This window comes from Clostridium sp. CM027 (assembly GCF_024730565.1).
In the GTDB taxonomy this organism is placed as follows: domain Bacteria; phylum Bacillota; class Clostridia; order Clostridiales; family Clostridiaceae; genus Clostridium_AD; species Clostridium_AD estertheticum_B.
This window is the reverse complement of record NZ_CP077725.1, coordinates 3,283,692-3,306,249: the sequence shown is the minus strand read 5'-3', so window position 1 is coordinate 3,306,249 and position 22,558 is coordinate 3,283,692. Positions and strand designations below refer to the sequence as shown.

Below are 22,558 nucleotides of genomic sequence, written 5' to 3'. Positions count from 1 at the left end.
AAGCGGGGCAGTCGTTGATAAAAGGCGTGCCCCTTTTTTAATATATACTTTTCGTTATAGCATAATATAAGAAAGAAGCTCCTAATATATTGGTTCATGATGATTCATAGAAAAACCATCAACCATTACATCTAACCTCTCCGAAGTATCCTCTTTTATCTCTACAGGTTTTAGTTTTTTCACAATTCCAAGAGGCTCCTTTAATGAAAGTTTATCGGTGCGTCCTGATATAACCCACAAAATTTTATACCCTTTTGGCATTACATCCAGTTTTTCTTCACCCTTTCCATCTGTAAAATATATTAGTATATTGGTATCCGTATTATTTACATACTTAACTACCGGTGTAAATTTTGTACCACCGCGCGAACTACAACGCTTTCTTATACTACTAATAGACTTAGCCTTGTATACTTGCCTTATTTGCGAATCACATTCAATCAAGGTTATTTCATGCTTATAAGTTTTTACAATATTAAAAACTTCCTTTATTGCTCCATGAAACTCCTCATCACTTATGCTACCGCTTATATCTATAGCCAAGGTAATTTTAGCTGTATGTCCTCTTAGTTCTCCCCTTAAATCTAATCTATTAGGTTGACGTCTGTTCCTTCTTGACACAGTCTTTTTTTTATCACTTTCTAAGGTTCCCATTATTTTTTTCAGATATAAATTCCAAGGAATTTCACCTTTACTCGCTTTTAATCCTTTGAGAATTCCCTCTAAATAAAGAGGAACCTTGCCCTTTTCTGCAAGTTTCGCAAATTTTCGCGTAAAATCTTTAAGGGTCTCCTCATCTGTCTCTATAGATTCTTCCCATAAATCATGAGTTTTAGATGCATTAAATTCTTTTTCTATGTGCTTATCCTTAGAGTCATCTTTTTCTCTCTCATCTTCTTGTTCTAATAGATTTAAGGCTTCTTGAATTGTATGCGCATAATACTCCATAGTCATATAATGTTGCATCTTTAAACTATACTTAAAATTTATACTGTCTATTGTCGTGGCATAGGGCGGCAAATAATCTATATACTGGTTCACTACTATATCCATTGCCATATTAATAGAAAGGGTACTATATTTTGTTTTAAGACTCCTTGCACGATTCAAATGGGAGGATAATATGTGATAAATCTCGTGTTTAATAGAGCCCATCATCTGCCTCGGTGTAAGATTTAAAAAGATATAGGGATTAAAATAAATAACGTACCTAGATAATTTAAAGTTTACAGCCGTGGGCGAGGTTATGTCATATTTTATCTCCCTAGACATTTGAAGCAGAAAATACCCATAAAAGTTTTCGTTATCTTCTATGAGCATAAAATTAACCTTTTGCACAAGCTTCAAAAAGTTTTCCACAAAATCCTTTGGCATTTCTTCAATGCTTTTCACATTAGAAATTTCATCATAAAGCTCATTTTTAAGACTTTCAAAGTTTTTCACCATAATTTCACCTAGCCTTTTATTTCATTGTAGGCCTTAAAATACATTTCAACGAAATCCTCATTTTCCAAACATAATTTATAAACACTATTATGACTTTCTTTAATATCCTGCATAATTCCTACCCCTAGGTCCACAGGGTAAATCTCTAGGAATTCTACAAGTCTTTGTATATCACTATTTAAATTTTCTTTCTTATCTAAGATACATAAGATATTATTTGCAATCAAATATAATCTAGTATGACTTTCCTCTTTCACCTTTGCAATTACATCTTGTTGTAATTGCATGCCATTAAATACCTCCTCATAAGAAATTAGAGGTTTATTATCTTCCTGTGAAAATGCCATAAACTCATGAGCTATTCTATTGCCTAAATTCCCTTTTAATATATTTAAAAATATTCTTTTATGGATTGTCTCTTTATTTTCCTTGTAAATCCTATAGCTTTTAGAAACCCGTTCATAACTTCTAGGGGTTGCTCTTATTTGCTCATCCTTTTGGTTATTAAGTAAATATTCTGGGAAAGTAGATATAAATTCTATAACCTTTTGCTCTATTTTATTCTCAATAGCCCATGAAATCCAAGCTAATGAATCACATTCCATTTGTAGCAAAACAAATCTATTTTCTTGCGCTGCATCCATATCAACTACTTGATAATCAAAATCTTCCCCGTATTTACTAGAAGGATTCATTGCAGCTAATATTTTAACTTTTTCATTTAGCTTGTACCCATTTATCTCCCTATTTAGTATAAGATTCATAAGCTCCTGCTGCACCGTATGTTCACAACGATTTATTTCATCAATAAATAAAAACACCTCTTTACCGCTAGATATCAAATTATCTATTTCTTGTAGCTTTGTGTGAACCGCGTAAACAGTATTTTTCTTACTAACAGTCTTTCCTCTATCATCTTTAAAGCTATAATCCTCAACTGTTGGAAGACCACCTATTTCTCCTTCTTTCAAAAGGTTTCCATCTATAATAACTAGGCTCCAGCCTTTAATTTTTGAAAGTGTCTTCGCTAAGGCAGTTTTTCCTATACCACTTTCACCTATAACTAAAGGTACTTCATCCGTTTGTATAACAAGATCTACACTTTGCATTGTATCTTTAAAATTCATCATTCACCCTTCTTACATCATATTCAGTTTTTCATCAACTGCTATTTTTTTGCAGACTTTACTACCATATTTATAAATAAAAATTATTTTATCCATAGATATATTTCCATATTTTTCATTTATACTATCACAGTTTATAAAATCTCTCACGTATTTTTCTGATATAGTTTCTTTAGATAATACATCTTTGAAAGCCAGCTCCGTAGCATCCATTGGTAGGTCATTAATGAAATATTTCATTACCAAGGCATTGTGCTTTAAAAATGATATTTTTTTATTTTCATCTATGTTTGAAATGAACTTTATTGCAGCTTCATTTTCGCAAACAGCCAAAATTTCTGCATTTAAGGTTGCATTTTTTATATACCTTAACGCATTATAATTTATTTTTATAGCCAAAATTTGTATTTCCTCATTTGGGTTGTCTATATATTTTATAGAGTCATAATCTTTTTCTATAGCTAGTTTTTGCAATAAATTGCTTGGTTCTTTTGCATATTTTATTGCATAGCCTTTTTGATCAATGCCTATTTTTATCAATTCTTCGCAGGGATTTTCAATAAATTCCAAAGTATTCCACAGCTTTGACACAACATATTTTTTCATATCATAACTTGGATTTTCTACAAACTCAATTGACCGTGGATTACTTCTTATTGCTAGCTCCTTCATTTCTTTTGTAGGGTTTCTTATATAACGTAGCATTACCCCATCTTTCTTTATAGCCATTATCTTCATTTGATCACTAGGATTTTCAATATTTCTTATAACAATTGGATTACTCTCTATCATCGCAATGACTTTATTTTCTATCATAAAATTGCACCTCGATACTTATTAATTTAAATTAATTATAACATGAAAAATGAATTTATTATTTCTTGGAAATAAAAAAAAGAGATATTTCTATCTCTTTCATAAACGATCTAAAATTTTATATTTTATATTCCAAAATACCGTTGCCCCAATTTTTACACCTATCTTTTCGATAGGTGGGTGTCCTCAGAGATGTTTAATAGTCCTTGCCACTTAAAATATTGGTCTTATAGGCCAAATCCACACCTAGATCTCGAACTCCCGTATTAATACTGTAGGTTGAAAATAAGAGCTTCACGAATACCTCAGAAATACAAACTTATAAAATCAATGAATACGTTTAAGTATTTCTTATTAAATTTATTATATCAGATTATAAATAAAATTCAATAGTAATTTATAATTTCTTTAAAAATTTTTTTTATGCAATAATGCCTTGTTTTTTTAAATACACTTTTGAGTTTTTATCTGCTTCTGCAGAAGTATATTCTCTTTGCATTTTTTTCATGGTCTTTAATATAACAGCATCTGCTGTACTCATACCGTCTATGGATAAAACTGCCAAATTTTTAATTGTGTCTTCTGCGGTTTCTGCAACAATCCCATTTCTTGCAGGTATAATAGAATTATTTATAGCCAAAATTGCTGATTGTACAGCGACTGATGCAGAAGTTGAAAGCTTTAATGCACAGCCTTCCTTTGCCCCATCACATATCATCCCACTGGTGTTTGCAATGGTATTTTTTATAACCCCATCTATTTGGTCATAACCAGCACCCATTAACCATGCTATAGCAACGCCAGCCCCGGTTCCAGCTGCAACACCACAAGCACACAGTGCTGATAATCTCCCTATATAATGTTTTATATAGCTGTTCGTAATATGACTTATTGCCACTGCCTTAGCCAATCTATCATCACTTACATTAAATTTATTTTTATATGCAACCAATGGCAAAATTGCCGTAAGCCCATTGTTTCCGCTTCCACTACTACTCATAACAGATAAATTCATCCCTGACATTCTCGCATCACTAGCTGCTGCTGTGAGCATCATTGAAGAGGTCATTAAGTCTTCTGACAGAATCCCTTTCTCTATGCTTTTCTTAAGACTAAACCCAACTCCCATGCCCATTTTCTTTTTAAGTCCTACCTTGGCTATATTTTCATTCATCACTATTCCTTCTAACATAAAAGCGATATCCTCATGAGGAATTTTCTCAATTTCTTTTATAATGTCTCTTATTTTCAAATTATATAAAATATTCTTTCCCTTATTGCTACTCTCATCCTCATTTGTTAGATCTATTAGAACTTCGCCTAATCTTTCAATATAAATAAATCTATTATGTTTTCCGCTTATAATTACACTACAATTACCTTTATCTGTTACAAGATTTACTTCTACATAGACTTTATCTCCAGTATCTTTAATGTCTAGTCTTAATTTCCCACTATATAAAAACTCTTTTGCAAGTTGAACTTGCATTTTGTTAATTCCTTCAAGTACCCTTAAATCCTTTTTACTTTCTCCACCAATAAAACCCAGTGAAGCTGCAATCGAAAGCCCAACCTCCTGCGTATTTGGTATACCAACTGACAATCCATTTTTATATATGTTAGGACTAACAAAAACTTCTGCACTTACTATATTATTAAAAGTTATTAGTTCTTTAGCCTTTGCACATGCAAGAGCAACAGCTACTGGCTCAGTACATCCCATGGCAGGGACAACTTCTTCCTTAAGTGTTTGAACTATAAGATTTCTTAATTTCATGAAAACACTCCCTCAACGAATTATTCTAAGACATACCTATAAAATTAAATACATTAAAAACTTATGTAGCTTTTATTAACATTTTTTTAAATATGCCTTATACATATAATAGCAATACTCATGCCAACAAAATTATACTGAGAATAAACCTTTCAGTGGTGTTTTTTCTCAAAATGATAAAAAAATCAGTATCAAAATGAGAATTAATTCTCATTTTGATACTGATTAATGATTTACAGCTTTGAAAAAGATGATTTGATCCCATATTCTTTTATTTTTCTATATAAAGTTGCTCTACTTAATTCTAAAGCCTCAGCAGCCTTTGTAATTGACTGTTTACTATGTCCAAAATACTCTAGAGCTTTTTCAATTTCTTTTTTTTCTAATTCCTTAATAGGTATAATCTCTACATTCTTATTCGACTTTAAAGTGCTCTCGCAACCTTTCAACCTCTTCGGCAGATCCATACATTTTATAACACTACCACTGCACATATTTACAGCATATTCTATGGTATTTTCAAGTTCACGTACATTGCCAGGCCACTTATAATTCATAAAAATTTCTAAAGAATCATCATCTATTTTATTTATATGCTTTTCTAGCTTAGAATTACATTTGTCTAAAAGATAATCCACAAGAACTATTATATCATCTTTTCTATCTCTTAAAGGAGGTATATTAAGTGGAATTACATTTAATCTATAAAATAAATCTTGCCTGAACTCTCCTTCTAATACTTTTTTTTCTAAATCTTTATTGGTAGCCGCAATTATTCTTACATCTATAGGAATGGATTCTTTTCCACCAATTTTTTCGATAACGTATTCCTGTACTACCCTTAAAAGTTTAGTTTGAAGATGAATAGCCATGTCTCCAATTTCATCCAAAAATATTGTTCCCTTATTTGCTAATTCAAATTTCCCTGCCTTGCCACCCCTTCGCGCTCCTGTAAAAGACCCATCTTCATACCCAAAAAACTCACTTTCTAGCAGTTGTTCTGGAATAGCCGCGCAATTTATTGTAATAAACGGCCCTTTCGCTCTATTACTATAAAAATGAACAGCCCGTGCAAATAGCTCTTTTCCAGTTCCACTTTCTCCCTGAATAAGTACTGTAGAAGTAGATTTCGCTGCTTTTTCCGCCTCTAATTTAACTTGTTCTAAGCAGTAACTACTACCTATAATGCTGTCAAAAGACGTAACCATAGTCCCTGTGGTAATATTATTTACTGTTTTTAATAAATCGGATATATTACTAAAAGAGCATACTATACCAAAGTTTTTATCACCGATACTAATAGGCTTCGCATCAAGTACTCCTCTGAAATGATGACTACTACCATTATAAGTAAAGTCTTTATTCTTTAAATTCTTATGTTTTTCGATAAGTTTATTGAAATCTAAGTCACCAATAAGATTTTTTATATTTGTATTTAAAATTTGGTTTCCATGAAGTCTAAATAGCTCTAATGCTTTGGTGTTATAATGAAGAATATTTCCTGCGTGGTCCGCTGCTATAATTCCTTTATCTACAGCGTCAAGAACTATCTCAAGTTCCCCTGCCAAAAGCTTTATTTTCTCTGTATTTTCCTGTTCTAATAGCTTTGAGGATATTAAATCCGCCATTCTATTTAAAAAGTTCATTAGGTTTACTTGATTATTTATAATAGCATCCCTTTGTTCTTCTTCAAAAGCAATAAGCCCAATAACTCCAATAGTATCATTACCAACATGAATTGGGCAACAAACCTCGGCAAACTCCTTGCAACTGTAAGCATTATCACACTTTAAGCATGCAAAATGTTTTCTAGGATTTTCAATAACGAAGCTTTCTCCCTGCGTCAGCGCAAATCCAAAAACAGATTTTTCATTTACTTTTTCTCCGATACAATTTCTATACCTTCCCGTCCCTGCTATTCTATTATAATTATTATCTACAACCGTCACATCTACTCCTATGACACTTGATATCGCCTCAGAAATCTTCTGAACATTTGAAACTATTTTTATCAAATCCATACTTATCATCCTTTTAATTTTTTTACATAAATCTGAATTTATTATACCATAGTTAAATCATCTCCTGGGTCGCTGAAATGTCGTTAAACATCTGAATATATATCAGAAAATTCTATATTAATTCTTTCTGTACTAGTTTTATACTGAAATTCATCATCTACATAATGCTTTGTTAATGTTTTTGTTGGAAGTTTAATTATAGCCTCACTTCCTATGTTAATCTCACTTTTTATTTCAATGCTTCCTTCATGCATTTTTACAAAAGATCTTACAAGGGACAATCCTATACCTGCCCCTTCACAAGGACGTTTTAATGTTTTATCTATTTGTGCAAATCTCTCAAATACAAATTTTAACTTGTCCTCTGGTATACCTATACCTGTATCCTTTACAGAAATGAGAATACTATCTTCCTTATCAGTCAATGCCACTAAAATTTTACCACCACAATCAGTATATTTAATGGAGTTAGATAGTACATTAAGCATAATCTTCTCTATTTTATCCGGATCAAAGGTCATTATCTTTTCTTCTACATCTGTATCAAAAGTAAGTTGAATTTGCTTACTTTCCACGTAGGACGCAGCAGATAAAGCTATATTTTCAATCACGCTTACGATGTTAACCTCTACCATGTTTGGTTTAAGTAACCCTGAATCTACTTTCGTAATGTCTAAAAAATTATTAATTAACCTCATAAGCCTGAAACAATTTTGTTTCATTACAACTAGATATTCATCTTTTTTCTCCCAAAATTCTTCTGTATTGTTATATATACTCAATACCTGAATAGCCGAATATATAACATTTAAGGGAGTCTTTAATTCATGAGAGATATTTGTAAATACCTCTGTAATCAATTTATTCAATTTAATAGTTTCATTTAATAATTGAAGATTTTTTTCTATGTCCAATTGCAGTTTTTCAACCTGCTTTTCAGGAGTAATATCACGTATTATACTTAATATCACGGGTTGTCCTGCATATGTAAAATAAGTAGAGGTATTTTGCACATTAGCAACTTTACCATCCTGCTTAAATATTTTTCCTTCAAAATTTACAAGTGTGCTTTGCTTATTGTATATTTCATCAAACTTCTCTTTAATATTTTCACTCTCATCTATATCCATAAAGTCTAAGATAAGTCTCCCAATTAATTCATCTTGGGTATTTAAGCCCACTAATTTTATAGCACTTTCATTAACAAAAATCACTTTATCATTTCTATGAACAAATATAGCTTCTCTTGAATTTTCAATAAGTAAGCTATGGCAATCTTCATTTTTCAATAATATTTTTTCTATATATATACGTTGATTATCCGTGTCCTTTAATTCATCATTAAGTGCTTGAAGTTGTAAATTTTTTCTGTATGAATTTTCTTTTTCAATTTCTACGTAATGACCTAATGGCCATGCAGTTAAAATAAATACTGCTGCCATAATTAAATCATTTTGAAAATATAAATTAACACTAGTATACGGTGCATAAATCAAATCTATAACTAGTATTATCCCTGATGAAATAACAGCCGTAGTAACACCATTTTTCATACCTAATTCTAATGTGGAAGTAACAATTATAAATAGGAACAATAATTTATATTGACTAGTACAATTATTCGATAAAATAATTGTAATTGAAAAAATCATAATAAAAACTAAGTTCTCAATAATTTGTATTAACTTTACATATTTACATTTAAATCTTCTTATAGAAAAAAATGACCATAACCAATAAATACATATACTACTTACTGATAGTAGTGCCGTTGGAATTATATTAATATACCCACTTGAGTTTTGAAGAATCTCATTATTTGATATAAGAAGTTCATTGTATATTACAATTCCACAAAATAATAAGGAAATTAATTTAACAATAGATATAATATCATTTATTTCTTTTTTTCTGCCTCCGTCAATATTACTCATGTTTTTTCACATCCAATTAAAGCATTTATATTTAACAGCAATATAAGGATCATCACTGATCCTTATAACCTTTTTAAGTTCTTATTTTCCCCTAAAGCATTTTGATTCTTCAGCTTTTACATTTTAATACATATATCGCCTAAATTCACTTTATTTCTAATATTATTATATCTTTCTCCAATCATTTTAGCATCAATTTTCATGTTTTAAATTATGTCAATTTTCTACATAGAATGCAAAATACCACAAACCTCCTCTAATCTAAATATAAATTTCAATAAAATACATATAAATATAAATATAAAATATGGATATACTATCATTGAAAGGAGATGGTATTAATGAATGAAGGTCTAATAGTACTAGCGAGAGGAATCATCGGATTTTTCACCTTATTAATATTTACTCGTGTTCTTGGAAAGCAGCAGATTAGTCAACTAACTTTTTTTGATTATGTTGTAGGCATAACTATAGGCTCCACTGCCTCCACTCTAACTACAGATTTAACTAGTAGGGCATGGCCTCATTGGGTAGGCTTGCTTACTTGGGCTGTTTTATGCTTTATTCTTCAATTAATAACTGTTAGCTCAAAGACTGCTGAAAAATACTTAGATGGTGAACCTACCATTGTTATTATAAACGGAAAAGTACTTGAGAAATCCATGAAAAAATTTCGCTACACCATAGGTGACCTTTTATCACAGTTAAGAGATAAAGGTGTTTTTGACTTAAGCGACGTAGCTTATGCAATACTCGAAAAAGATGGACAATTGTCTATCTTAAAAAAAACTCAATGTGATACTGTTACAGCAAATGATTTAAAAGTTAAAACTACCCCTGCTAGTATTGATTTTGAAATAATTTACGATGGATCTATTTTGCAAGATAACTTAGATAAAATTAATAGAAATGAAAAATGGCTAATGACTAAACTAAAAAAGAAAGGTATTAATGATGCTTCCGAAGTATTTTTAGCTATCTATAACGCAACAACTGGTTTACATATAGATCTTTATAAAGATGATATAGAAGAAAATAATAAATAGCAGATAAAGGGGCTTAAACTATGAAAAAATTTATATCATATGCTATACCAATAGTTACTTTAACAATTTTCGTACTAATAATGTTAGGAGGTAATTATTTGAAAAAGCCTCGCACTCCTTCAGAAGACGTAGTTTCTTTTGTAGAGCTATCTATAGAACATGCAAAATCTGAAAAGTGGGATATGCTTGAGCAAGATATCGTCAGAATTGATACTGCCTGGAAAAAAATCATACCTCGCATTCAATTTAGCGTTGAACGAGATGAACTATATAATATAAGTTTAAACATCGCCAGTCTTCGCGGTTCGATAGCCAGTGAGGATAAAGCTAGTACCTTGATTGAATTAAATCAAATTATTGAAAATTGGGATGAACTAACAAAATAATACCTAGTGACCTAGGTATTATTTTTGTTAGTTTATTATTTTTTCTTTTTGAAATTTAGAATGAACTTTTCAAAACCACATGAAGTTCGTGTAATGCTCTAGTTGCCATTACATACCTAAGTTTATCCTCTTGCTTATATTCCCCCTGCAAACCTTCTGTTTTAAGTCCACAAGGCTCATCTAATATCATGATAACTGCATCAAACTCAAGTCCCTTAGCAAAATATGATGGGATTACAACAATCCCGCTATGATACACTGCGTTTTCTTTATTTATAATCTTAACATTAGCATCCTTGTTAATTAAATCAAAGATTTTTTCTGTTTCACTTATATCTTTACAGATAATCGCAATATTTTCATAAGTCTTACTTTTGAACTCAGAAATTTTTTGGGTCATAAAACTTTTAAGTTCATCCTTATCAGAAATTAATTTCTCTTTTACCACTTCACCATTTCGTACTACAGGAACAATAGGATCTGCATGCAAATATTTATTAGCGTACTCCATAATTTCCACTGTAGATCTATAGCTGGTACTTAGTCTAAACTCCTGAGTATTACACCCTGGAAGTATATTCTTTATATCATGCATAGGTAGCTTCCCGTCATATGGAATCAGTCTCTGATTGCTATCTCCAACTATCGTTAAAGAAGAACACTTTGTTAATTCCTTTATTACCATGAATTGAAGTTCATTATAATCCTGAGCTTCATCTATTACTACATGCTTTATTTCCTCAGAAATCTTGATCCCTTCTAGCTTAATTTTAAAATATAAGATACCACCTAAATCATTTTCTGTTAATGCTTTATGTCCATTTATTTTGTTGTATAAATCAACACAGTTTCCATTTTCAATCCAAGTAAGGTTTCTTTTCACTGCTAATATCTCTTTAATTACTTCTCTAATTTTGAGTCTTCTATTAAAATCTAAATCATTTATTTTAAAATCCTTTTCTTCCTCAGGTAACTCTACCACACTTTTTTCATATTCTTTTTGTATAAATCTAACTTTTTCATCTCTAGCGTCTCTAATCTTAGAATAAATAATTCTTTTAATTTTCTTACTTCTTCTGAATAAAGGCATAGTTTTATAGTGATTATAAAACATTTCCATTATTTCCTTTTTAGATAATACTATCTCATTCATAAATAATAAATCTTCTATTTTAAAGTATTCGTTATCTAATTTTTCTACTGAGGTGTCAAGAAAGTTTTTATACTCTGTAGAATTTTTATACATAATATCTCTAGCAAATTCTTTTTCTCCACTAAGCACTTTCTCCATATACTCTTTTAGGCTCATTACTTCCATAGGCCCTAAAATGTCAAAGGCAAAGTCTCTAAATGTTGTTTGCTTAACTCCCGATTCTCCAAGGCTTGGTAGCACTAAAGATATATATTCCATAAATACATTATTTGGCCCTAATATTAGAACCTTGTCTTGGAGTATTTTTCTATAATTATAAAGCAAATATGCTACCCTATGAAGAGCAATAGTAGTTTTTCCACTACCAGCAACGCCATCCACTACAATAGTTTTGGTTCTTGGTTGCCTTATTAAATCATCCTGTTCCTTTTGTATTGTCATTATTATATCTTTGAGCTTTTCTGACGCATTGCTACTAAGCACCATTTGAAGTATCTCATCTTTTACATCTAGCGCTGAGTCGAACATGCCTTTAAGCTTTTCTTTTTTAATAATAAATTGCCTCTTAGCTAAAATGTTTACTAGTATCTTTTCCTTAGGAGCATCATAAAAAGCTTCCCCTAAAGCCCCGGTGTAAAATAAAGATGCAACGGGGGCTCTCCAGTCTACTACTAAAGGTTCATAAGTATTTTCTGGAGTAACTCCAAACCTTCCTACATACATTTTATTAATACCATAGTCTTCTTCAGAAAAATCAACTCTTCCAAAATAAGGAGAGCTCTTAAGCTCAGTTAACTCCATTACTCTTCTATCAATAGTTTTAAATGCTTCCTCCTTTACATATACCTCATGATCAAAATATTCTATTACCATATCTTCATCATCTCTATAATCTTCAATCACTTTTTTCCTATATTCTAAAATATATTTTGTAATTTCTTTTCTCTTTTGAATATATTTTAGAATTTCTTCACTAATGATTTTAATAATGCCATTTAATTTTTCTTCTTCTACATTAAATTCTAATTGTTTCTTTAATTCAACTTCTATTAAACTAGCATCCATATCATATTTATTATTATTCAAAACTACCACCCCATTTAACGATTTTATTTTTTCGTATAATTCGCACTCGTATATTTAAAAAATTTCATTCCATCCAATTATATCTATAATGCCGAGACCTGGAGAATCATTAATAGTTATCGTATTCCCTGTAATACATGCACCACCAACTATTGAATCATGTTCAAATAGCAACATAGTATCTAGATCAGCTTTAATCATATTGGATTTTGACGCTGCAAAACTCGTTGCTGCTGTAATGCCTATTCTACTTTCTAGCATACATCCCATCATACATCTTATACCCATATTTTCTGCCATATTATACATCTTTATTGCATTATTTATACCACCGCATTTCATAAGCTTTATGCTTATGAGGTCTGCCGCTCTTTTTTCAATGATCTTAAAGGCATCTGATGGACCAAAAACTGCTTCATCTGCAAGAATTTTTGTTTCCACATTATCTGTTACATATTTTAGTCCATCTATATCCCAAGCATTAACTGGTTGCTCAACAAACTCAATATCTAACCCCATGTCTTCGAACTTTCTAATAGTACTTACAGCTTCCTTTGGGCTCCACCCTTGGTTAGCATCTACTCTTATTTTTATTCCACGCCTTACCGCTTTTCTTACTGCTTTTACTCTCTCTATATCACGAGCCATATCATTTCCAATTTTCACTTTTAAATATGTATAACCATTCATTACAGCTTCTACTGATTTTGTCACCATTTGTTCCACTGTATCATTTGCTATTGTAATATCTGTAGATAATGAAGTTTTATATCCACCTAAAAATTTGTAAAGTGGCACTCCATATTTTTTGCAAAGTAAATCATATATAGCAACATCAATAGCTGCCTTAGCACTATTATTTCCGTGCATAGAACCATGAATTACTTTCATAATTTCTTCAATATTATCAATATCTAAACCTATAATTTCAGGTTTAATATACTCTATTGCTCCAATAATTGAACTCTGGGTTTCCCCAGTTATTAAAGGTGTTGGGGCTGCACTACCATATCCTATTTCTCCTGTATCTGTAACCATTTTTATAACTATTTCATCAGAAAAATTAAGAAGTCTCTTCCCTACTTTATATGGTTGTCTCAAAGGAGTATTAATTTTACCTATCCTAATATCTTGTATTTTCATAATTATCCCCCACTAAAAGTTTAATATTTTAATAGTATTTAACTTACTTAACCTATTTATACAATAAGAAGTAAATTGTTAACAGTACAATATTTCATTATACCTCTATATCTACTTTAATTCTATTACTTTTATAAAATTCTTTACTAATTATTTTTATAAAATTTAACCCTAAAAAAACTAAGGTCTATATCTTATAAAATAAGATATAGACCTTAAGGTTATTCTATTTTTATTTACTTTGCAAGTTCATATAGTGCATGAGCATATATCTTAGCATTCGTAATTAAATTGTCTATTGTGATATATTCATTTTTTTTATGAATAGTATCTGGTTCCCCTGGGAACATTGGTCCAAAGGCTACAGTATTAGGCATTTCTTTAGCATAAGTGCCTCCACCTATGGATAGCAATTTAGCTTCTTTTCCAGTCTGCTCAGCATAAACCTTTTGAAGTGCCTTAATAATTGGACTATTTGGTGAAAAATATAATGGTTCTTGATGTTCAAACTTTTCTACCCTTATTCCAGTTCCATCAATTTTACTATTAAATGGAGTCATCATATCCTCTAATTTCTTTGTTACAGGATATCTTAAATTTAAAGTCATTGTAGCTGAATTTTCATTCATATCTACAACTCCAACATTAAATGATAACTTACCTGAATTCTCATCTTCAAGGCAAACACCAAAAGACTCTCCGTGTGTTTCCATACCTATGTTTTCATTTAAAAACCCTACAAATTCTGACGCATCATTCGATCCAAGGTCTAATGTTCCAACGAAAGCAAATAATTGCATTATAGCATTTTTACCAAGTTCCGGTAAACTTCCATGAGCTGCTTCGCCTATAGATTTAATTATTACCATATCTTTATTAACTACTGCAGAAAGCTTGTAATTATTATCTTTTATAAAAATCTCCAACGCTTTAACAATGCTTCGTGCGTTAGTAGCCACGATTCCTGCCTCACAATAATCAGGTACTATGTTAGATACTTGACCACCCTTAATATATTTTATAAAGTTTTCACCCTTATTCTTGATCTTAAAATCTTTTACAATGTTAAAAATAGTTATACCTTTTTCTCCATTGATTATTGGATACTCTGCATCTGGAGTAAATCCAGCAACTGGTGCTTTTTCTTTTTCTAAGTAATATTCAAGTTCCTTGCTTCCGGTTTCTTCATTAGTTCCAAATAGAACTCTAATTCTTTTAGATATAGGCAATTTCGCATCTTTAATAGCTTTTAATCCATAAAGTGTTGCCATTATTGGTCCTTTATCATCTGTAGTTCCACGTCCGTACATTTTTCCATCATGAATTTCTGCAGCATAGGGTGGATGAATCCATCCTTCACCTTCAGGAACTACATCTAAGTGACCTAATGCTACAACATAATCTTCACCTTGTCCATATTCTGCATATCCAACATAACCATCTAAGTTAACTGTATGAAAGCCTAAATTCTTTGCAGTGTTTAAAGCACATTCTAGTGATTTAGCTACTCCATCGCCAAAAGGCATTCCTGGCTTAGCTTCACCTTCTACACTCTTAATTCTTATTATTTCTTGAGTAGACTTAACAATATCCTCTTTCATAACGTCAATTAATTTATTTAATTCCATATTCGTTCCCCCCCACTTATAGTCTACGTACGTAGCTTTATCTACATTCGTAGCTTTGTCTACATTCGTAGCTTTATCTACATTCGTAGCTTTATCTACATTCGTAGCTTAGTTAAGATATCATATTATTTATTATTATTTTTCAAAGGTAATCCATCCTTTTTGAGATAAATACCTCAGAAACATAATTAACCTATTAATAGCATTCTGCTCAGTATCATCAAATTTTTGAGCCAGAGCTAAAGCTATATCATAAACTGTTTTAGTGCCATCACAAAGTTGCCAAACCATAGAACCCATTTCATCGAGCTCTATATCATTAACTTTTGATTTTTTTATGAGCCATCTCACAAATTTTTCCACTGGCTTATTATGGTTAAAAAATAGTTTTACTTTTTTATCACTTACAGACCATTGTTCAATCTTTCTTAATGGCCTGTAAATCATAAAATTTTCTTGTGATTTTTCTTTGTTTTTTTTATTAAACATATATTTCTCCTACAAAGAAGTTAAGAGCCATAGTGGCTCTTAACTATATTTTTTCTTTATTTTTCTTTAAGTTAAATTTTGTTTACCATGTCTAATTTTAACATTAAACAGTAGTTTTGTCCACTTTTGTAGCAAACATGTAGATCCATAATCCTAATCCCAAGAACATTATTGCAGCGAATTCGGGGCTTGCGGATAAAGCTGGGAATAACTTCGCTCCAAATCCTATGTCAAGCTTCGCTGTTGCAACTCCTGCTACAACTATACCCATTAAAGCATCTCCTGCAACAAGTCCTGATGCAAGAAGTATACCTTTTTCCACTTGTACCTTTTGTTTTTCTTCGTCTTTCTTGAATTTCTTTTCAACTAATATTCTAATAATACCACCACAAAGAATAGCTGAGTTTAAATGTATTGGTAAATATATTCCAAGTGCAACTGGAAGTATTGGAATTCCTGCCATTTCACAGAATATCGCAATTGTAACTCCAACAAATACTAGAGCCCATGGAAGTTCACCAGTCATTACACCTTTGATAACCATTGACATTAATGTTGCTTGAGGTGCAGCAACGTCCTTACTACCTATACCGTATGTGCTATTAAGCATTAATAATACTCCGCCAGCAACTGCTGCTGCTGCAACTATTCCTAAATACATACCAATCTGAACACTCTTTGGTGTTCCACCAATAACGTAAGTTGTTTTTAAGCTTTGTGCAGTACCACCAGAAACACAGATAGCAACACAAACTATACCACCTACAATAACAGCTGCAATCATTCCTTTATCACCAACGTTACCTGTAAGCTTTAATATTGATGTTACAAATAACAATGTAGCTATAGTCATTCCTGAAGCTGGATTATTTGAACATCCAATTAAACCAACCATTCTAGCTGATACAACTGCAAAGAAGAATGAGAATACAACTGCAAGTATTCCACCAACTATACCCACATTAATTATTGGTAACAACCATGAAAGTAAGAATACTAATACTGCTGCGCCTACAACCCAAGTTATTGGTGCCTCAATATCTGATCTTTTTTGGGTATTTGCCCCACCTGCTCCAATACCAGACATAGCTGATTTAAAAGATTTGATGATTGTTGGAGCTGATTTTCCAAGACTTATAAATCCACCTGCTGCAACCGCACCAGCGCCTATATATCTTATATAATTTTTCCAAATATCCCATGCTCCCATTTCACTAATAAGTTTTACTGATGGGAATAATGGTGCTTGCAAACCATGCCCAACATACATTATTAATGGCATAAGTCCAAACCATGCTATTAAAGAACCTCCAAACATATAAAGTGATGCTTGGACTCCAACTATATAACCGACACCCATAAGAGATGCTAACGTATCAACACCAAATAATGTTGATTGCACTGGTTTGATAGTCCATTCAGCTTCTTCGACCCAGAATTTAAATCCACCAGAGAATAATTTGAAAACTGCTCCTCCTATAAGTCCTGTCAATACTGCCTTAAATCCTGAACCCCCTTCACTACCAGTTACAAGAACTTCAGCAGCTGCCATACTTTCTGGATATATAAGGGTACCATGTTCTTCTACTATTAAGAAGCGTCGTAGAGGTGTAACAAATAGCACTCCTAAAAGTCCTCCAAGTAATGTTACAACAATTATAGTAGAGAGTTTTAATTCCATACCCCAAAGTATAATTGCTGGAAGTATAAATATAATTCCACCTGCTAATGATTCTCCCATAGCAGCAATTGAAGATACCATATTAGCCTCTAATATGTTATTTCTTTTAAATAAACCTTTAAGTATTCCTGTAGCCAAAATTGCTCCTGGAATACCTGCTGAAATTGTCATACCTACTTTAAGTCCTAAATAAGTGTTTGCAGCCGCAAATATCATTGCAAATACCATACCCATTATTATGGATATTGCCGTAAGTTCTGGCATTGCCTGACTCGCTGGTATAAACGGTAAGTAATCCTCACCTTTAATACCACCGTAAGCTGTATGAGACAGTTTTTTTGATTCCGCCATGATATATCCCCCTCTTGATTATATATGTTAATCATCTATTAATATAATTCATAATACCATATGTTGTAATAATAACTAATATGAAAATTTATCGTATTTAACCAAATTTTCTCATTTTAATAATTTTTCAGTTAAATCCCTACAAAATGCTCGTTTTAGCTTAATATATCACTATAATTTTATTCTTAATATGGCTTTTGAAACCGTACAATTTTTTTTATTCATTTTCAAATATTTAGTTAATGTTGATTTAAATTACATCTTAAAGTACAAAAGAATATTGGTGTTTTTTCATCAAATAAATTGCCAGTAAATGTAAAGCTTTACCATGGTTTTTTTATTGCAAAACCTTTTAGCTAGAGGGATACTAAATTCAATTATTAGACTATAATATAAATTCCTAACTAATTAATTTTCAAAAAATGAAAATAGCAGATATATAAACTTGCATTTATATCCTGCTATTTTATTATTTTAATTTTCCAAATCTACTAAACGGACTAATTATAATTCCTGCCTTACCCATTATATCTTTTTTAGGTATAAAAGGTTTATCCCAATATCTTGCATCTAGAGAATCTACTCTATTGTCACCCATAAAGAAGTAACTATCTGCTGGCACTTTATATTTCCCTGTTTTACCACCTGGATATACAACATAACTTTCATTTATTTTTTTATTATTTATATATACAGATCCATCTTCTTTAACTTCTACTATATCATTTGGAAGTCCAATAAGCCTCTTTATTAAATCTTCACCCAATTCATCAGAATGAAATACTACTATATCTCCATGTTTAAGGTTATTTTTGTTATGAACTATTGTTACTAAAATCTTATCATTCAGATGTATTGTTGGTAGCATAGATCCAGTCGGAACAGTTACATTAAAGAAAACAACCTTGCGTATTACAAATGCTATTATAACGGCCACTACTATAGGTACTATCCAATCTTGAAATATTTTTTTAATAAAGTCCATAATTATCTCCTCCGAAATCTAACACATTAATATCTTATCACAATATTTACAATATATCAGTAATTAAAATTTATTTTCTTGTTAAATCATCTATTGCGGAGCTGCAATATAATTTGGTATATAAAGGTGAAAAGAGAAGCCGACCTATTAAAAGTCACTTCTCCAAATTTGACGGAAATATATAAAATTACTGTATGTACTATTCCATGCGATGCGCAAAATGTTCCATGATTTTTGCCCAAATACGTTGTGTTTCGATGAATTCAGCATAATGTTTTTCCACATTTCTATTGTATTTCTCGAGTTCTGCCAAGACATTAATAAACTCAGGCTTTCCAAAATAAGCACTGATTTTAGGCAATGTTACTCTCAGCTGCTCTTTTATCTCTCTAATCTTATCCGTGTAGTGATCTGGCTGAGTTATATAGAGCAGTAATGGCTTATAACGAATCCAACCTATACATGCATTATAAAAGCGAGTTTTAACCTTGTCCGTATCAGCTTTGATAAACTTCAATCGAATTGGGAGAACGCCTTCTAAAAGGTGATTATATGTAGAAAATCCGTCATGGAATGTGTAACATGGCACCCTCAAAACTTTTCTCTCACTTAGACATGTGCTTAAAAACGTATCCTCCCCTCTAGCTCCTGGTGGATTGTAAAAAGGGAAAATACGCTTAGGCTCAGTTAGGTTAATACACAGATTAGCACCTGAGATGAATTTAGAATGATTTATTTCTTCTACCTCTCTGGCCTCATGGCTAGTCAATGTCTTTGTATCTGCATATGTTATCCCACCATTTTTCATAACAGATTTTAATTTATCCCACTTAATAATATCATTACTAATAGCCTCAATAAAAGACCTAAAATCACCTTCGGTCATAGTGTCATTGAATTCCATATATGGAATTGGAGATATATAACCACAGTGATGTCCGTGAGTGATGTCTGCTTCAGTGATATTATTAAGATGTTCTGCCAAAACAAACTGACCTCCCCAAATTGCAGTATCAAGCGTATTAGTTACTGCCATTGGGTATTCGTCATCATCCAAAAAAACAAGATAATCCATTTTGTTTTTTATAGCATTATATAGCACAGCGTTACGCTTGGCTGCATATCCTTTGCCAAAAATCATTTGAGTCTCCTCAAAACTAATGACGTTTTCTCTAATTAAATAATCAATTTCTTCTTTTATAGCAACGCTTCCAATAAATTTACTACTATCAATTTGCTTTACCAAATCGGGATGTACATTTGTGTAATCAGTTATTTCAGTTTTATTATAATGAAGATCATAGGCAACAAAAAGGTTTAAACTTAACCTTTTATCTGCTACCAAACCAGATTCCTTCCAATTGCTTATGTTAGTTCTCAGCACCTTTTGAAAACTCTTTCTTCCCGTCGCAAAACCTATTCCGACTTTAATCTCTTTGACGTTCGGCATTTAATCACTCCCTTTTATGAAAACCTTATGGTAAAGTCTTTCTGTATTGTATATTATACCATAACTAACCCATAAAATCACAAATAGCATTTCAGACTAAATACTACATTTTTCTTTGTCCAAATTATATTTTAATTAGACATTATTTATTATATATTGCTTTTTTTCTTGCAAAAATAAAGGGAGTCGTGAAATTCATGGATTTTCAATTTAAGTGTTATGACCTCAGGGACTTCGGCTTCCTGTTAATCGAAGCATATTTTCTAAACAGAGGTCATATAATGATTTTGTAATACTATGAAAGGATTAGCAATATGTATAATGTTTATGACCCATATCCTTATGGTGTTAATACACCTATGTATAACCCATACAATATGTATAATCTTTATAGAACCTATCAATGTCCTTATTACATTAACCCATCAATGCATACCTCAACTGATGAAATAGAGTATGATTCAATTCAGTTAAAGGATTATGGACCAGAACCGTTTGTAGTTAATATTAATGAGGCTACTAAGCAAAACAATACTTATCGTACCGCTTTATGGACAGGAAGCCATTTGCAACTTACCTTGATGAGCATCAAGGTTGGGGAAGATATAGGTTTAGAGGTTCATCCAGATCTTGATCAATTTATACGTGTTGAAGAAGGGCAAGGGCTTGTTAAAATGGGTGATAGTAAATATAACTTGGATTTTCAAAAAAACGTCTATGATGATTTTGCATTCATCATACCTGCTGGTAAATGGCACAATTTAATCAATACAGGTGACATACCACTTAAATTGTACTCTATTTATGCACCACCTCAACATCCACATGGTACAGTTCATGAAACTAAAGCAGATGCAGAAGCTGCTGAAGAGAACCACGACCACTTATATCAAAAGGGACAAAGAGCTCTTAGGCAAAACAAGGAATTTACCTTAAGTGAACTTGCTCAGTATGATGGTACTATGGGAAACCCTGCTTATGTAGCAGTTAACGGAATTGTATATGATTTAAGCGCTAATTCAAAATGAAGCGGTGCTACACACTATGGCTTAACTGCTGGTAAAGATTTAAGCTCTCAGTTTGAAAGCTGCCATGGAGTATCAAGCAAACTAGCTAAGCTTCCTAAGGTTGGTGTGCTTAAAGTATAAGCAAAAAAACTATAAAATAAAATGAGATAACTTAAATACTAAGCTATCTCATTTTATTTTTATACTCTAGTAATAGTAACCTCTTGCTATTTTTGTGTCTCTTGATAAACCAAATGCGGTCTTCCGGGCTATTGTTCGCATTTTGATTTTAATTCGTTAAATAAGAATATTATATATTAACAAAACTAAACATTTAGTATTTCATTTGAAATTTCTTCAAATCTTTCATCAGTTATACCAAGTTTTTTCTTAAATATTTCATCTTCCATTCTTACAGTAATTATCTTGTTAGGAGATATCTCCTTAATAATATTTTTTATCTTCTGAATTGATTCTTCATCATCGGTATAGCCCTTTAGAATAGTTACTTCTAATATAAATTTGCCTTTATATTGCTCTCTAAAAGCTTTCATATTTGAAATATGATTCTCAAAAGTATACCCTCCAATTGGCCGCTGGATTTTTTGAAAATCTTCATTTGAAATAACCTTTATTTCGCCAATAACTTCCTCACACATGTTAGCAATCTCTTTAAATTCTAGCCAATTTAGAATATAACCGTTTGATAGCAGCTTAACTTGCAACCCTTTACCTTTAATAATATTAATCACATCAATAATTTTTTCATTCACTAAAGCTTCACCTTTTGAGTTAATAAAGATTACTTCTGCTTTTGTACTTTCTATCATACCTTCTAGTTCAATCAATGAACTATCTGTTTTATCAAATGATTTTTGGGTATCTACTTTATTTGGCGACCTTCCAATAGGACAAAATATGCAGTCAAAATTACAATGCTTTTCAGGCAGTATATTTACTTCCAGTACCCTTTTACCATCTTCAATATAAATCTCTTTATAACTAAACCCACCCATTGCTATATCCTCCTAA

General features: G+C 31.4%; 16 protein-coding genes, 1 other RNA gene and 1 pseudogene. 3 read left to right on the top strand and 15 right to left on the bottom strand.

The features are described from left to right. Window positions 1–81: 81 nt before the first annotated feature. From KTC92_RS15680 to KTC92_RS15650, 7 genes are all read right to left on the bottom strand, one after another. Window positions 82–1,446: a VWA-like domain-containing protein gene (locus tag KTC92_RS15680; RefSeq protein WP_216303923.1), complete on the bottom strand. Its 1,365-nt coding sequence runs from the start codon at window positions 1,444–1,446 to the stop codon at window positions 82–84. A gap of 8 nt (window positions 1,447–1,454) precedes the next feature. After that, complete coding sequence (locus KTC92_RS15675; RefSeq protein WP_216303922.1) at window positions 1,455–2,573, bottom strand: ATP-binding protein; 1,119 nt, start codon at window positions 2,571–2,573, stop codon at window positions 1,455–1,457. A gap of 12 nt (window positions 2,574–2,585) precedes the next feature. Next, on the bottom strand, window positions 2,586–3,389 hold the full coding sequence (locus tag KTC92_RS15670) for a hypothetical protein (protein WP_216303921.1): 804 nt from the start codon (window positions 3,387–3,389) through the stop codon (window positions 2,586–2,588). Between the two features lie 126 nt (window positions 3,390–3,515). After that, window positions 3,516–3,704, bottom strand: a non-coding RNA gene (ssrS, locus tag KTC92_RS15665) — 6S RNA. 106 nt (window positions 3,705–3,810) lie between these two features. Beyond that, window positions 3,811–5,166: a serine dehydratase subunit alpha family protein gene (locus KTC92_RS15660; RefSeq protein WP_216303920.1), complete on the bottom strand. Its 1,356-nt coding sequence runs from the start codon at window positions 5,164–5,166 to the stop codon at window positions 3,811–3,813. A 233-nt stretch (window positions 5,167–5,399) separates the two neighbouring features. Then, window positions 5,400–7,187, bottom strand: a complete 1,788-nt coding sequence (locus KTC92_RS15655) for a sigma 54-interacting transcriptional regulator (RefSeq protein WP_220286141.1) — start codon at window positions 7,185–7,187, stop codon at window positions 5,400–5,402. Between the two features lie 83 nt (window positions 7,188–7,270). After that, on the bottom strand, window positions 7,271–9,121 hold the full coding sequence (locus tag KTC92_RS15650) for a PAS domain-containing sensor histidine kinase (RefSeq protein ID WP_216303918.1): 1,851 nt from the start codon (window positions 9,119–9,121) through the stop codon (window positions 7,271–7,273). 341 nt (window positions 9,122–9,462) lie between these two features. Between KTC92_RS15650 and KTC92_RS15645 the strand changes: the two genes are divergently transcribed. Next, window positions 9,463–10,167, top strand: coding sequence for a DUF421 domain-containing protein (locus KTC92_RS15645; RefSeq protein WP_216303917.1), 705 nt, complete (start codon window positions 9,463–9,465; stop codon window positions 10,165–10,167). 20 nt (window positions 10,168–10,187) lie between these two features. Beyond that, complete coding sequence (locus KTC92_RS15640) at window positions 10,188–10,553, top strand: DUF4363 family protein (protein ID WP_216303916.1); 366 nt, start codon at window positions 10,188–10,190, stop codon at window positions 10,551–10,553. Between the two features lie 55 nt (window positions 10,554–10,608). On the opposite strand, the gene KTC92_RS15635 is transcribed toward KTC92_RS15640, so the two are convergent. The 7 genes from KTC92_RS15635 to KTC92_RS15605 all read right to left on the bottom strand — a co-directional run bounded on the left by KTC92_RS15635 (window position 10,609) and on the right by KTC92_RS15605 (window position 20,519). Continuing rightward, window positions 10,609–12,771 (bottom strand): UvrD-helicase domain-containing protein, encoded by a 2,163-nt coding sequence (locus KTC92_RS15635; protein WP_220286206.1) that lies wholly within the window; start codon window positions 12,769–12,771, stop codon window positions 10,609–10,611. Between the two features lie 75 nt (window positions 12,772–12,846). Continuing rightward, complete coding sequence (locus KTC92_RS15630) at window positions 12,847–13,935, bottom strand: dipeptide epimerase (protein ID WP_220286142.1); 1,089 nt, start codon at window positions 13,933–13,935, stop codon at window positions 12,847–12,849. Between the two features lie 236 nt (window positions 13,936–14,171). Further along, complete coding sequence (pepV, locus tag KTC92_RS15625) at window positions 14,172–15,563, bottom strand: dipeptidase PepV (protein WP_220286143.1); 1,392 nt, start codon at window positions 15,561–15,563, stop codon at window positions 14,172–14,174. A gap of 135 nt (window positions 15,564–15,698) precedes the next feature. Continuing rightward, window positions 15,699–16,052 carry a PqqD family protein gene (locus KTC92_RS15620; protein WP_216302657.1) on the bottom strand — a complete coding sequence of 118 codons (354 nt, stop codon included), beginning with the start codon at window positions 16,050–16,052 and terminating at the stop codon, window positions 15,699–15,701. 103 nt (window positions 16,053–16,155) lie between these two features. Then, window positions 16,156–18,084 (bottom strand): OPT family oligopeptide transporter, encoded by a 1,929-nt coding sequence (locus tag KTC92_RS15615; protein ID WP_216302656.1) that lies wholly within the window; start codon window positions 18,082–18,084, stop codon window positions 16,156–16,158. A 469-nt stretch (window positions 18,085–18,553) separates the two neighbouring features. Continuing rightward, window positions 18,554–19,069, bottom strand: coding sequence for a signal peptidase I (gene lepB / locus KTC92_RS15610; RefSeq protein ID WP_216302655.1), 516 nt, complete (start codon window positions 19,067–19,069; stop codon window positions 18,554–18,556). Window positions 19,070–19,268: 199 nt separating this feature from the next. Continuing rightward, window positions 19,269–20,519 (bottom strand): hypothetical protein, encoded by a 1,251-nt coding sequence (locus KTC92_RS15605; protein WP_216302654.1) that lies wholly within the window; start codon window positions 20,517–20,519, stop codon window positions 19,269–19,271. A 314-nt stretch (window positions 20,520–20,833) separates the two neighbouring features. On the opposite strand from KTC92_RS15605, the pseudogene KTC92_RS15600 reads away from it, so the two are divergent. Next, a pseudogene (locus KTC92_RS15600) lies at window positions 20,834–21,397 on the top strand (cupin domain-containing protein); the annotation flags it as partial. Between the two features lie 455 nt (window positions 21,398–21,852). On the opposite strand, the gene KTC92_RS15595 reads toward KTC92_RS15600, so the two are convergent. Beyond that, complete coding sequence (locus KTC92_RS15595; protein ID WP_216302652.1) at window positions 21,853–22,542, bottom strand: radical SAM protein; 690 nt, start codon at window positions 22,540–22,542, stop codon at window positions 21,853–21,855. Window positions 22,543–22,558 lie beyond the last annotated feature (16 nt).

Excerpts from the sequence above, each read along its gene's own strand:
- KTC92_RS15680 (WP_216303923.1), bottom strand. The coding sequence starts at position 1,446 with ATGGTGAAAAACTTTGAAAGTCTTAAAAATGAGCTTTATGATGAAATT.
- KTC92_RS15675 (WP_216303922.1), bottom strand. The coding sequence starts at position 2,573 with ATGAATTTTAAAGATACAATGCAAAGTGTAGATCTTGTTATACAAACG.
- KTC92_RS15670 (WP_216303921.1), bottom strand. The coding sequence starts at position 3,389 with ATGATAGAAAATAAAGTCATTGCGATGATAGAGAGTAATCCAATTGTT.
- KTC92_RS15660 (WP_216303920.1), bottom strand. The coding sequence starts at position 5,166 with ATGAAATTAAGAAATCTTATAGTTCAAACACTTAAGGAAGAAGTTGTC.
- KTC92_RS15655 (WP_220286141.1), bottom strand. The coding sequence starts at position 7,187 with ATGGATTTGATAAAAATAGTTTCAAATGTTCAGAAGATTTCTGAGGCG.
- KTC92_RS15650 (WP_216303918.1), bottom strand. The coding sequence starts at position 9,121 with ATGAGTAATATTGACGGAGGCAGAAAAAAAGAAATAAATGATATTATA.
- KTC92_RS15645 (WP_216303917.1), top strand. The coding sequence starts at position 9,463 with ATGAATGAAGGTCTAATAGTACTAGCGAGAGGAATCATCGGATTTTTC.
- KTC92_RS15640 (WP_216303916.1), top strand. The coding sequence starts at position 10,188 with ATGAAAAAATTTATATCATATGCTATACCAATAGTTACTTTAACAATT.
- KTC92_RS15635 (WP_220286206.1), bottom strand. The coding sequence starts at position 12,771 with ATGGATGCTAGTTTAATAGAAGTTGAATTAAAGAAACAATTAGAATTT.
- KTC92_RS15630 (WP_220286142.1), bottom strand. The coding sequence starts at position 13,935 with ATGAAAATACAAGATATTAGGATAGGTAAAATTAATACTCCTTTGAGA.
- pepV (WP_220286143.1), bottom strand. The coding sequence starts at position 15,563 with ATGGAATTAAATAAATTAATTGACGTTATGAAAGAGGATATTGTTAAG.
- KTC92_RS15620 (WP_216302657.1), bottom strand. The coding sequence starts at position 16,052 with ATGTTTAATAAAAAAAACAAAGAAAAATCACAAGAAAATTTTATGATT.
- KTC92_RS15615 (WP_216302656.1), bottom strand. The coding sequence starts at position 18,084 with ATGGCGGAATCAAAAAAACTGTCTCATACAGCTTACGGTGGTATTAAA.
- lepB (WP_216302655.1), bottom strand. The coding sequence starts at position 19,069 with ATGGACTTTATTAAAAAAATATTTCAAGATTGGATAGTACCTATAGTA.
- KTC92_RS15605 (WP_216302654.1), bottom strand. The coding sequence starts at position 20,519 with ATGCCGAACGTCAAAGAGATTAAAGTCGGAATAGGTTTTGCGACGGGA.
- KTC92_RS15595 (WP_216302652.1), bottom strand. The coding sequence starts at position 22,542 with ATGGGTGGGTTTAGTTATAAAGAGATTTATATTGAAGATGGTAAAAGG.